At 65.2% G+C, this 13303-nt stretch carries 6 protein-coding genes; 5 read left to right on the forward strand and 1 reads right to left on the reverse strand.

What is annotated here, in order from left to right; genetic code table 11:
• Positions 1 to 285 precede the first annotated feature (285 nt).
• Positions 286 to 663 carry a serine integrase family protein gene (locus AC3EQ1_RS01660; RefSeq protein ID WP_432092420.1) on the reverse strand — a complete coding sequence of 126 codons (378 nt, stop codon included), beginning with the start codon at positions 661 to 663 and terminating at the stop codon, positions 286 to 288.
• Between the two features lie 952 nt (positions 664 to 1615).
• Between AC3EQ1_RS01660 and AC3EQ1_RS01665 the strand changes: the two genes are divergently transcribed.
• The 5 genes from AC3EQ1_RS01665 (at position 1616) to AC3EQ1_RS01685 (ending at position 13103) form a co-directional block, all read left to right on the forward strand.
• Entirely contained in the window at positions 1616 to 4516 is a 2901-nt protein-coding gene (locus tag AC3EQ1_RS01665; RefSeq protein ID WP_432092421.1) for an ATP-binding protein, read from the forward strand.
• 55 nt (positions 4517 to 4571) lie between these two features.
• The gene (locus AC3EQ1_RS01670; protein ID WP_432092422.1) at positions 4572 to 5123 is read left to right on the forward strand and encodes a response regulator; all 552 of its coding nucleotides are present in this window, start codon (positions 4572 to 4574) and stop codon (positions 5121 to 5123) included.
• Between the two features lie 230 nt (positions 5124 to 5353).
• Complete coding sequence (locus AC3EQ1_RS01675; RefSeq protein WP_432092423.1) at positions 5354 to 5731, forward strand: Hpt domain-containing protein; 378 nt, start codon at positions 5354 to 5356, stop codon at positions 5729 to 5731.
• A 182-nt stretch (positions 5732 to 5913) separates the two neighbouring features.
• A complete protein-coding gene (locus tag AC3EQ1_RS01680) occupies positions 5914 to 9249 on the forward strand; it encodes a hybrid sensor histidine kinase/response regulator (protein WP_432092626.1) in 3336 nt (1111 codons plus the stop codon).
• Between the two features lie 404 nt (positions 9250 to 9653).
• Positions 9654 to 13103, forward strand: coding sequence for a response regulator (locus AC3EQ1_RS01685; protein WP_432092424.1), 3450 nt, complete (start codon positions 9654 to 9656; stop codon positions 13101 to 13103).
• The last annotated feature ends 200 nt before the right edge of the window (positions 13104 to 13303 follow it).

Consider the following 13303-nt stretch of genomic DNA (forward strand, 5'->3'; position numbering starts at 1 on the left):
GATCGCGGCGTTCGGGGAGCAATTGCCGCGAATATCAGGCACGCCACGGACGCGGCAAGCGGGCCGGCGCCCATGCGAGCCCGGATGAGTTATCACATTCTTGATCTCGTTCCGATTTTTCGGTGCCGCAATGGAACCTCACTGGGCCCCGGCGCTCATCGGGCAGCATTCTCAATGCGCTGCGGCCCGAAGCTTCGGCCGCTGCTGCGTGGCCGAAGCACTGAGCAGGCACCGTTGGCCAACGAGATCGTCCGGCCAACCCATTCCCTCCGGGCAGGGCCTGATTCAGACAGCATGGGCACAAGCTGGCTGCGGCATGTGGGGGGGCGGTATCTCCACCACCTCGCAGCCGGCGCCCTGCAGACGCTTGACCACCTTGCCGGCGCTGCCACCGTCGAGGGAGAACGCGAACAGGCCGACCACGAGCACCACGTCGTAGACACCGGACTCCACACTGCTGACCAGACTTCCCAGAGCAGGGAGCGGCACTCGGGAGCTGAAACCGTTGTCCATGAACACGATCGGCTCAGGCACTCCCAGTTGTCGTCGTGCGTAATCGGCCAGGGCCTCCTGATGGGTGGCCAGCTGCCATGTGTCGCGGGGGTAGCAACGCAGATACATCGCCACCTTGGGAACAGAACCATTGGCTGCGGTGAATTTCATGACCCCATACCTACTATCCACAGAGAGGCGAAACCACCAGAAGTGCCATCTGAGTGATTTCATGCTTTCACCCCGCCAAGGAAAAGGATTTCAGGCTTCCATTTCCAAAGGGGAGAGCGCGACCCGGACCTCACAGGGGAGAATGCGCCGCGTGGGCGACCAGCTCCGAGATCGCCGGTACGGCGCCGAGGATCTCCCCGCCTCGGCTCCCCGGCCGACAAGCATCTGCCGGGCGTGGCGCCTGGCAGGCGCTTGCTGCGGTGGGGTGGTGCGGCTGAGGGCACCCATCCTGGTGCACGACCACCGACTGACAGCACCCCTGGGCAGCGTCCGGGGACGGTACTGGATCTCCAGTGACAGCGGAGGACCGGGGTGCGAGAGGCGGTTCATCATGATCCTCCCATCAGGGCGACAGTGTTACGTGGCCCGTTCTAGGCGCTGCACGAACTCGGGACATTAGGGAAACCCCCTAGTCCCGCACTTCGCGGTTCGTGCACCTCGGCGAACTCACCCTGCGGATCGGCGGCGTCACCGACCCGCCCACCGTCCAGATCACACGCGGCGTCGACTCCGCCTCCCCGATCTCTCGACACCGACATCAGGCAAACCGGCTGGCCACAGGCCTGAAACGGTGACCCGCGAAGTCCAGGCCCAGCCTTCGCCCCACACCGTCCGCCGGCCTTCGCCCCCAATATCGCCGGGGCCCCCGCGCACCGTTCCCGCCTTCCGGCCGGCCGGCAGCCGGGAACGGTCAGAAGCCGGCGGACGCAAGGACCGGTCCGTTCGAGCCCCGGCGAAGGCCCGTGGAGGCGTCCCGCGTGTCATTTCCTGACTTCTGAGCTCAGCCGGTCACCTGCCTTGGCCACCTCTCGACGCTTACAGCGGCGCCGTGCGGAGAAAGGGGGCGCAGCGGAGCGGGGGGCCTGTCCCTTGCCCGGCATACACTGGCAGCGTGGAGCGGACCGGCGCTCTGTACGAGCGCGACACCGAGATCAGCGCTCTCAGCGGGCTGGTCACACTGGCCCAGGCCGGACGAGGCGGACTCGCCGCCGTCGAAGGGCCGGCGGGTGTCGGCAAGAGCAGCCTGCTCGCTCAGATCCGCACGATCGCTGCGCCGCCCGCGTTCTGTGTGGCTACCGCCCGCGGTGTCGAACTGGAGCGCGAGTTCTCCTTCAGTGTCGTGCGGCAGTTGCTCGAGCCGCTGCTGGCTGCCGAAGGTCCTGAGCGGCGCGAACAGCTGCTCTCCGGTGCGGCCGGCCAGGCCGCTCCCGTCTTCGGGCCGGTCACCGCTGACGGCACCATCGCCGAGCGTGACTTCGCAGTCCGTCACGGACTGTTGTGGCTCACTTGCAACCTGTGCGACCAGCAACCCTTGGTGCTGGTGGTGGACGATATTCACTGGGCGGACGTCGCCTCGCTGCGGTTCTTCGTCCACCTGCTGCCACGACTGGACACCCTCAGGCTGTGCATCATCGTGGCCCTGCGCCCCAACGTGCCCGCAGCAGACCGGCACCTGCTGGATCGGATGGTCACCGACCCCACCTGCCAGGTGCTGCGCCCGAAGGCGCTGAGTGCGGCTGCTGCCTCCAGCCTGGTGCGAGAGGAGTTCGCCAGGGCCGCGCCAGGAGAGCATGTGGAGGATGCCTTCCTGGCCGCCTGCCACAGCGCCACAGGAGGAAACCCCTTGCTACTCAAGGAGACGGCTGCCACCTTGCTGGCCGAGCGTGTCGCGCCGATAGCGGCCAATGCCACGCAGGTCACCATTCTGGGGCCGCGCGCGGTCGCCCGCTGGGTGTCGTTGTGGGTTGATCGCCTCCCGGCCCATGACCTGGCGCTCGCCCGGGCGGTGGCCGTTCTGGGCGGGAACGTTCCCCTGGCGGAGGCCGCGGCACTGGCGGAGCTGCCCTTGAGTGCGGCGATGCAAGCCACGGCTGATCTACAGCGTATCGAGCTGCTCCGTGCCGGATCCGAGCAGGGAGCGACCAAGCCGATCGGCTACACCCACCCGGTGGTCCAGGCTGCGATCTATCAGGCCATCGCCCCCGAGCAACTCTGTGCCGCACACCGTCGAGCCGCCGAGCTGCTCTCCCGGTCCGGAGCCGAGGCGGAGAAGGCAGCCGCGCACGTGCTGCGCGTGCCGCCCTCCGGGGAGCCCGAGCTGCTCTCGATTCTGTTGCGTGCTGCCCGCGACGCCCGCAGCCGGGGTTCTCCTCATGCCGCCGCGACCTACCTTCGGCGGGCCCTCAGCGAGGCGTCGATCCCCCACGAGCGCCTGGAGGTCCTGCATCAGCTGGGGAGCACCTTGCAGCTCACTGACACCGATGCCTCCGTGGGCTATCTGCAGCAAGCTTTGCCCCTGGCAGACAACGTCCGTCACCGGGCCGCGATCGCCAACCTGTTGGGCAACGGACTGCTGCTGTCCCAGCGCATTCCTGAAGCCCTCGAGGTGTGGCGCCGGGCCCTGGGCCAGCTGCCGCCCGATGCCCCGGACCTCACCACCAGGCTGCAGGCCGGCATCCTCTCCGTCCCCCTCTTCGAACCGGCCGCCCCCGACATGCGGCAGGACATCCTGCGCGAGGTGGGCGAGCAGCGGCTGCTGGGGCCAGGGCCCTCCCTGGGAGGAAAACTCCTGGATTGCGTTATCGCCGGGCACGATGCCGTCGTCGGCGACCCCCGCGCTGTTCCGCGGGCGCTGCGGGCCATACAGGACGGGGAACTGCTTCAGCGAGCCATCGGCACCGCACCACTGGCCCTGGCGTGGTGGGTGCTGATCTGCGCCGACCGGCCGGAAGCACTCGTCGGCCTGGACCAGGCAGTGACCCAGGCTTACAAGGAAGGGTCAACCAGCACCCTGACTGCCGCCCTGACCTACCGCGCGCTGGCCCGGTTGGCCAGGGGCACCCTGACCGAAGCGGAAGCCGATGCCCGCGAAGCCGTGCACGCAGTCGAGACCGCAGGCATCAGCCTGCACCGTCTGCTCCTCGGCTCGTTCCTGGCCGACATCCTCATTGAGCGAGGCAGCCTGGACCAAGCCGAGCAAGCGCTGGACTGGGCCCTGGAAGGCGATGCGGTCCCTTTCACCGGCCTCATCTATCACCTTCTGCTGCGCCGTGCCCGCCTGCTGCGTCTGCGGGCGAAGCCAGGAGACGCCCTTGAGGCCGCATTGGCCGCAGGAGAGGCCTTCGTGGCGGCCGGTGGGCAGAATCCCGCGGTCCTGCCGTGGCAGTCCGAGGCCGCGCTGTGCTTGCATCAGATGGACCGGGAAGAGGAAGCGCAGTCGCTGGCTCTGGAGGAACTGCGACTGGCCCGCGAGTGGGGCGCGCCCCTGGCCCGCGGACGAGCCTTGCGCATCGCCGGACTCGTTCACCGCGGCCAGAAAGGGACGGCCTTCCTTGAGCAGGCCGTTGACCGGCTCCGGTCTTCGCCGGCTCGCCTGGAACACGCAAAGGCAACCGCGGAACACGGCGCTGCGCTACGCCGCGCCGGCCGACGCAAAGACGCCCGGCGCGTCCTGAACGAGGCCTGGGACATTGCCTGCCGCTGTCGAGCAGAGCCGCTCGTCCAACAGATCAACACCGAGCTCAAGGCGTGCGGGGCCCGCCCTCGCAGCGCCCTTGCCGTCGGCGTCGACGCCCTCACCCCCAGTGAACGGCGTGTCGTGGAGTTGGCCGCCGCCGGCAGATCCAACCGCGAGATCGCCCAAACCCTGTTCGTCACGCACAAGACCGTCGAGGCCCATCTGGCCAGCTCCTATCGCAAACTCGACATCAGGAACCGGCGCCAGCTGGCCGAGCAGCTCCCCGACCCAGAGGAAGTCTGCTCCGAAGCTCAATCACGGCCCGGGTCCGCATGAGATGAAGTGAAACGCCCTGGAAAGTCCGCAAAGCCCTGGCAGTGGAGCTCACACCATGACCCCGGAACGAGGCCGCGTGCTGGTTGTCGACGACGACCGGACGAACCGCATGATGGTGACGTACCGGCTGGAAATCAATGGGATCCAAACAGAGGCCGCCGAGAGCGGACACCAGGCACTGGGCATCATGCGCACGGAAACCTTCGACGTCGTCCTGCTCGACATCCTGATGCCACAGATGGACGGGTACACCACGCTGGAGCTCATGAAGAGCGACCCCGCCCTGCGCGACACACCGGTCGTCATGATCTCCCAGCTCGACGACATGGACAGCGTCGTCCGATGCCTCGAACTCGGCGCAGAGGACTACCTCCCCAAACCTCTCAATTCCCTCCTCCTCATGGCCCGCATCAACGGCATCCTGCTGCGCAAACGCCTCACGGCCATGGAGGCGGACTGCCACATCCAACTCGGTGTCCTGATCGAAGCCCTCAACAGTGAGAAGGGCGCGTTCGACCCCGAGCCGCTCCGCTCCATCGCCGGCCGTGACGACCGCCTGGGCGAATGCGCCCGAGCTGTACAACGCATCATCCCGACAAGGCCGTGAGCCGACGCAGTCCCCCTGGACCGAGCCTTCGACGTGCGGTTCAGGCCCGATGGCACCGGGCCGGTGATCCACAGGCCGTACCCCGGCGTCTGCGCTCAGTGATTCCCCGTATACATGACGAGAAGGGGTCACCCGAAGTGAACCGATCAAGCTCGAAAACTCCTTGACCGCCACGTGCTGGTCCTTGGAGTGCCGCTACCAGGCCGGCGTTCTGATCGGAGGACGAAAGCATGCCCACCACACCCGTGCTGAATCCGCAGGTCGTGCAGGAGCTGGTGCACTCGCTCGACGCTCCGTTCGTCATAGAGCTCGTCAATACGTTCTTGGAAGACTCTCCCCAGCTGATCGACCAGATCCACCAGGGGATCCAGGACAACGAGACAGAACAGGTGCACCGTGCCGCGCACACGCTGAAATCGCTCAGCAGGACTTTCGGGCTCGAGCAGCTGGGGCCGTTGTGTCAGGAGCTGGAGAAACTCTCAGCACATGGCGAACTGCCCGAGGGCACTGAGTCGGCCGCACAGGGCACCGAAGCCGCCTACAGGCACGCTCGACAGGCTCTGGTGGACCTTCGACATGAGATTGCCCCCCGTGGCGGCGCCCAGTAACCGGCCGCGGGAGATCTGATCGCGGGAGGAGGGCGATGAAGAGCCGCCACGCTGCGGTTTCCGGCGAGGGCCCGGAACAGACCTGGGCGCACCCGCGGGGAACGCACGAGATGCCGCGCGAGAGACGTCGACGGTTCAGGCCACGGATATGGCATAAGCTCGCTGCTATCTGGGTGGCGTTTATGCTCCCTCTGGTACTCGCATCTCTCTTCCTCCTGAATCAGCAGAACTCAGGGATCAATTTCGCCCGCGATGAATTGGCGGGGACGCAGTACCTGCGCCCCCTGAGTGGTCTGATCGAGAACGTATTGCAGCACCGGACGCTCTCTCGTCGCGCCATGGAGGAACCGCCTGCCGCGCATCAGACACAGCTGCTGGAAAGGCGGATCGACGGGCTGTTCTCCGACCTGGCTGCCGCGAACCATCGGTTGGGGGAGCGTCTGCAGACCACGCACGGCAAGATGGCCGGTGCCGGCAGGACGGCACAGCTACCGTCGGCCATGGCCGACCAGTGGGCCAAGATCAAGGCCACCCCCTCGCCGCGGACTGCGGCCGCGGCCGACACTCGGCTCATTTCCCGCTTGCTGCAGCAGTACTCCTACATAGGCGACACATCCAAGATCATTCTCGACCCGGACTTGGACACCTACTACACCATGGCCGGTCTGCTCCTGACCGAGCCCAGACTGATGGAACGGATTTCCACCCTCGGCGACACCGCAGAGGCGCGACTGCGCGACGGTGCCCTCAATTCGGCCGATCGGAGAGAGCTCGCACAGAAAGCGGGGTTCGTGGCCCAGGACACCACCGAACTGCGCCGGCAGCTCGACAGGGCCTTTGAAAGTACTGGTGCGTTCAATGACAACAAGCAGCTTCGACCCGTCCTGGACCCACTGCTGCGCAGTGCGGAACGAAGCACGGGGGCGCTGAACAGCGCAACAGGTGACCAAGCCGTTCGCCCCGTGAACCCGTCGGTGACAGCCGCCCGGTATGCGACATTGGCTTCTCGGGCTTCACAGGCGAACTCGTCGCTGTGGCGAGCCATGTTCGACCAGGAAGACGTGATGCTGCGGGCCCGTCTGGACGGTTTCGCAGAACGCCGGGCGATTGCGTTCGCCGCCATCGGCGCGGCAATGGCAACAACGGCGACGATCGCGGCACTCATGTCCCGGCGCATCACCCGCAATGTGTCTGAGGTGTCCAGGGCCTCGCACATCCTCGCTGAAGGCGACCTGACGCGGCGGGCTGAAGTGAGCAGCCAGGACGAGATCGGCGAAATGGCAATCGCATTCAACACCATGGCCGACCGTCTTCAGGAAAGCTACGAAGCTGTCGAACAGCAGGTCCGCCATCGCACAGCCGAACTGAAACGGCGGACGGAATCCCTGAGTCTCCTCCAGGCCGTGTCCGCCGCGGCCAATGAGACGACAAACAGGGACGAGGCGCTGTCGACGGTATTGAGGCTGGTCTGCCGTCAGATGGGCTGGCCGGTCGGGCAGGCGTACCCGGTGGTGTCAAAAGGGCCGGACAGTGTCCCCGAGCTGGGCCCTCCTGCGGCTCGGCATGTGGAAGAACAAGCGGTAGCCGCTACGCAGCGGCATCGGTTCACTGCCGGGCCCTCGTCGGCCGCGCGGGCTGCACTTGCCTCGCGCGAACCTGTGTGCCCTCAGCCCGTCGCTACGGAGAACGGCATCACATCCGGAGCTGCCGGTGAGCCGTGCATCGCAGGGGTCATGGCATTCCCGGTGATGACGGACAACGAAGTGGCCGTCGTTCTGGAATTCTTGACCACCGAGGCCTCCCCTCTCAGCGAATCCACCCGGACTCTGATTGCCAATCTCGCCACACAGCTGGGGCGCGTGGAAGAACGGCAGCGGGCTGTTGCGCTTCGGCTGTCCATGGAGGCTGCCCAATCAGCCAACCGCGCGAAGAGTGCCTTTCTGGCGACGATGAGTCACGAAATCAGAACTCCAATGAACGCGGTCATCGGCATGACGGAACTCCTGCTTGACACCCCCCTCACCACAGAGCAACACAACTTCGCGGAGATCGTCCGTAACAGCGCAGACAATCTACTGGCGATCACCAACGACATCCTTGACTTCTCCAAGTTCGAGGCGGGGAAATTCGACCTCGAAAACATTCCCTTGAACCTGGGCGAATGTATTGAATCCGCTTTCAATGTCATCATGGCTCGCGCGGACGAAAAAGAAGACCTGGAACTGAGGTACGTCATCGACCCACGTCTGCCGGACGAGGTGTTGGGGGACGGTGTGCGCATCCGCCAAATCCTGATCAACCTGCTCGACAACGCAGTGAAATTCACCCAATCGGGAGAGGTTGCGCTGCACGTCCGGTACTTCTCGGCCAAGCATGGCGACAACGGCACCTCCGGCCACAAAAGCTTTCTTTTGCACTTCACCGTACGTGACACTGGCATCGGAATACCGCCGGATCGCGTTGAAAAGCTGTTCCAGCCATTTGAACAGCTGGACAGCTCCACCACCCGCAGGTTTGGCGGCACGGGGCTGGGCCTGGCCATCAGCCGACGACTGGCCGAACTCATGGGAGGTTCGATCTGGGCCGAGAGCGGAGTTGGCCAGGGATCGAAATTCCACTTCACCATCCGTACCCGGGAAGTTCCTGCGGAGATGCGCCGCAAGCGAGCCAAGGACACGATCCAGCTCACGGCCAAACGGCTTCTGGTCGTTGACGGCAACCCCATCGACCGCATGATCCTCACCCGCCAGGCGGAGACCTGGGGCATGCGGGTGCGCAACACCGGATTGCCATCCGAAGCCGCCCGATGGATCAGCAGAGGGGATCCATTCGACGTCGCGATCCTGAACATGCAGATGCCCAACATGGACGGTGTCCTGCTCGCGCGCCAGATCCGCCGCTACCGGGATGCCAAGGCATTGCCGTTGATGCTGATGACCTCCCTGGGCGAGCCGGATGTGAGCGCCGAGGACATGGTCATGTTCTTTGCCCACCACACCAAGCCCGTCAAAGCAGCGCTGCTGCATGCCGAGCTGTGTGACATTCTCCTGGAAAAACAGGCTCCCTCTCCCACGTCGCCCCAGCCGACGCAGCAGGCACCCCCGGGGATGACCGGGCTGCGGATCCTGGTGGCGGAGGACAACAGCGTCAACCGCCAGCTGGTCCTGCGCATGCTGCAGAAACTCGGATACACCGCAGACGCCGTTGAAAACGGTGTCGACGCTGTGAACACTCTCCGCAAGGAGATATACGACGTGGTCCTCATGGACGTCCACATGCCCATGATGAGTGGGCTCGAAGCCTCCAGGAAGATCCATCAGGATTTTCCCGCGCATCGACGCCCCAGAATCGTGGCACTGACAGCCAGCGCAATGGCCGAAGACTACGAGGCCTGCCTGGCCGCAGGAATGGATGACTTCATCAGCAAACCACTCCACCTGAATGACCTGAGAGCCGTACTGGACCACTGCTCCCCCCTGGCATCATGGCCCCCAGATGATCCTCACGCCGACCGATAGAAGAGTGGCCAGGCGCCCGTCACCGAAGGCCGGCCAGTGCTTCGCGCCGGCGCCCGCAGCCCGCCTGCTTGCCGGGCACCGTCGGCCTGCTGCCGTTTTGTGCCACAACGGTCCCTCTCGGCCTCGAGTCCAGCGATCACCCTGGCCGATACGGCGGGGATCCCGAGATTTTGATCCTCCCTGCCCGAGGCGCGGTTCCTCATCATGATCAGATCAAGAACTCGATGCCCCACCCGCAATCGTGTACAAGCTCGCCACGGGAGCTCACCGACCCGCTGCACCGGTCACCGGTTGGATACCCTGGGAATCGGCAAATGGCACCTGGCTCATTCGGGCGTGAGAGCCTGCTGCACACCGAGATCGACAGATGCGCCGGGGCGTGTCCTGTCGGAGGAGTGGTGGCGATGAAGCGTTCTGTGGGGCGGCGTGTGAGTGTGTCGCTCCGCATGCTCGTACGTGTCTTCGTCGTGGTCAATGCCCTATTGCTTGCCGTTGTGCTTACGCTGAGCGTGGTTGCTGCGCAGAGCATGCAGGACGCTGCACGGGCCGAGAGCCGGCGGTCGGAATCGCTGCGCCTGGCCGACGAATTGCGCCAGACTTCCGATGACTTGACCCGCATGGCAAGGACGTACGCGGTCACCGGAAAATCACTCTACCGGGACTACTTCGTCGAGATCTTGGCTATTCGTGACGGTAGAGCCCCGCGCCCCGAGCAGTACGACCGTGTCTACTGGGACGTGGTCACCGACACCGGACGGCGGCCCACTTCCTCTGGACCGGCCGTCAGCTTCGATACGCTGGCCGCGCGGGCAGGGTTCACCGGTGAAGAATTGAGTCTGCTCAAGACGGCGCGGTCGCGCTCCGACGCTCTGGCGCGCATCGAAGAGACAGCCTTCGCCGAGATCGAAAGCACCGCTGGAACGTCCAGGGCAGCTGCGGGCCGAGACAGGGCCGGCGCACTGCTCTACAGCGCGGATTACCATCACGCCAAGGCTCAGATCATGCAACCGATAGGACGCGTATTCGAGCTGGTCGACGTGCGTACACACCGAGAAACCGCGCAGGCAGTCAGCGGGGCCACTGCATACTCTTCAGCTGCGGTCGGCGTCGCACTGGTGATGCTGTGCGGTATGGCGGTCGTCGCGGTGGTGGCGCGGCGATCGATCATCCGTCCGGTCACCATGCTCGACCACGCTACCGCGCGCATCGCCGAGGGCGACTTGCGAGTGCGTGCGCCGGTCGGAGGCATGAGCGAGATCAGCTCACTCGCCACGCGCTTCAACGGCATGGCTGAGCGGGTGCGGCTCCGAACCGGAGAGCTCGAGCTGCTGCAACGCGTCGCGGTCACCGCCAACGAGGCAGCTGACCTGACTGAGGCGACGCAGGTTGTCCTCGACCTCGTCTGCAGCTACACCGGCTGGCAGGTGGGCCATGCATATTGGCTCGCCCCTGATGCGGCACAGGCCGAGGGCGCCAAGCTGGTCCCCTCGCAGATCTGGCACTCCGACGACTCCGCAGAGCTTCGGTCATTCCGGCAGGCGAGGGAAGCCGGCCCGCTGCCCCCGGGAATAGGGTTGCCCGGACGTGTATTTGCCAGCGGGAAGGCTGCGTGGATCGTCGATGTGACCAAGGCCCCCGAATTTTCCCGAGTCGGACACGCGGACGACATCGGTGTGCATGCCGCCATGGGATTCCCCGTGCTGGTGGGCGACGAAGTCGTCGCCGTGCTGGAGTTTTTCGCGTTCCAGCCGGCTGAGCCCGACGTGGCATTGCTCGACCTGATGGGAAACATAGGTACCCAGCTCGGCCGGGTCGTGGACCGTATGCGTGCAGAGACTGCGGCACGCAACGTCAATTTGTTGCTGGAATCGACCGCGGAAGGTATCTACGCTACCGACCTCCAAGGAAACTGCACCTTCGCAAACAAGGCCGCAGCCGACATATTGGGATACGAACCCGACTTTCTGGTGGGCAAGCACATGCACGAGCTGTGCAGCCACACCCACCGCGACGGCCCTCCCCGCTCGATCGAGGAATGCCCGATCTGTGCGGCGTATCGGACCGGTCGTGGGCGCCAGACCGAGGGGGAAATGTTCAGACGGCGCAACGGAGCTGTCTTCCCTGTGGATTGCACCTCTTACCCGATCAGCGAGAAGGGGGAAGTCCGTGGGGCAGTTGTCGCCTTCTCGGACGTCACGTCCCAGCGACGCGCCGAGGAGGCATTGCAGCAGGCGAAGGAGGCAGCAGAGAGCGCCAACAACGCCAAGAGCGCTTTCCTGGCGACGATGAGCCACGAGATCCGCACGCCAATGAACACGATCATCGGCATGACCGGACTGCTGCTCGACACGGAACTCGACCATGAGCAGCGCGACTTTGCCGGCATCGTCCGTGAGAGCGCGGAGGCCCTGCTCACGCTGATCAATGACATCCTCGACTTCTCCAAAATCGAGGCCGGCAAGCTCAAGCTTGAACACCAGCCGTTCCATGTCGGCGAGTGCGTTGAGGCCGCGCTCGAACTCGTGGCCGCCCAGGCAGCCGCGAAGAACATTGAGTTGGCCTGCCTGGTCGCCCCGGACGTACCCGAGGGTATGGTGGGTGACGCCACCCGCCTCCGGCAGGTGCTGCTCAACCTGCTGAGTAACGCGGTGAAATTCACCGAACGAGGCGAGATCGTGGTGACGGTGGACGCCGAGCCCCTGGCAGATGCCAGCGCCGGGCCGGCCGCATCCCAGCGGTACCGGTGGCACATTGCTGTGCGGGATACGGGAATCGGCATCGCGCCCCATCGAATCGACGGATTGTTTGAGCTGTTCAGTCAGGTCGATGTCTCAACGACCCGCCGCTACGGTGGCACCGGTCTAGGACTGGCCATCTCAAAGCGTCTGTGCGAACTCATGGGCGGGACGATCTCCGTATCCAGTCAGCAAGGTGAGGGCTCGACGTTCCGCTTCACCGTCGAGGGTGAGACCGCAGCCGTCCGGCGGCGCGGCCCTGTGCCGGGGGCAAAGCCGGAGCTGGCGGGGAAGCGGGTGCTCGTTGTCGACGGCAGCGCGGTCAACCGTGAGATCCTGACGACGCAGATGGCGTCATGGGGCATGCAGCCGGTTTCCACCGAGTCATCGACCGAAGCGCTCGAGTGGCTTTCGGACGGAGCCCAATTCGACCTCGGAATCCTTGACGCAAAGATGCTGGACAGGAAGGGACCCACCCTCACCGAGACCGTACAGGCCACCCAGCAGCATCGCTCCGTCCCGATCATCCTGCTGACTCCGCTCGGCCAGCAGCGCAACGACCTCCCCAACTCCCATATAGCCGCCTACCTGACCAAGCCGATCAGGCCGTCCCAGCTCTTTGACACCATTATCAGCGTCTTCACAGGGAAGTCGGCCGGTGCCGCGTCTGCCGTGGAGCGCGCGTCTGGAACGCATCGGAGCGCGCCCCCGGGCACTTTGCGGATCCTCGTCGCAGAAGACCACGCGGTCAATCAGCGGCTGGCAGTACTGCTGCTGGACAAACTCGGATACCGAGCCGACGTCGCGAGCACTGGTCTGGAGGCATTGGCGGCGCTCGAACGTCAGCCCTACGACGTGATACTCATGGACGTGCAGATGCCAGAGATGGATGGACTGGAGGCGACCCAGCGCATCCGCTCGCGTTGGCCGGGCGAGGGGAGCCCATACATCGTCGCAGTCACTGCCAACGCGATGGAGGGCGCTCGGGATCCCTGCATCGAAGCCGGGATGGATGACTACCTCACCAAGCCCATCGATCTCGAGGAACTGGGCAAAGCACTCACCCGCTGTGCACGCCGTGGCGAGCGCGCCCATGGTGACTTCGACTCTTCAGGGTGACGCTTGGGGGAACAGGAGGCCAGTCGCAACAGGCCGATCCGGGTGTCCCGGATCGGCCCGGGACACCCGGGACGGCCCCGTACCGGCCCGATCACGTCATCGGCGACAACGGTTACAGCTCCACAGCGATCCGGACCCGGCTCAGGCGTCGCGGCATCGGCCACACCATCCCGGAACGAACCGACCAGATCCGCAACCGG

This window comes from Streptomyces sp. bgisy100 (genome assembly GCF_057709105.1).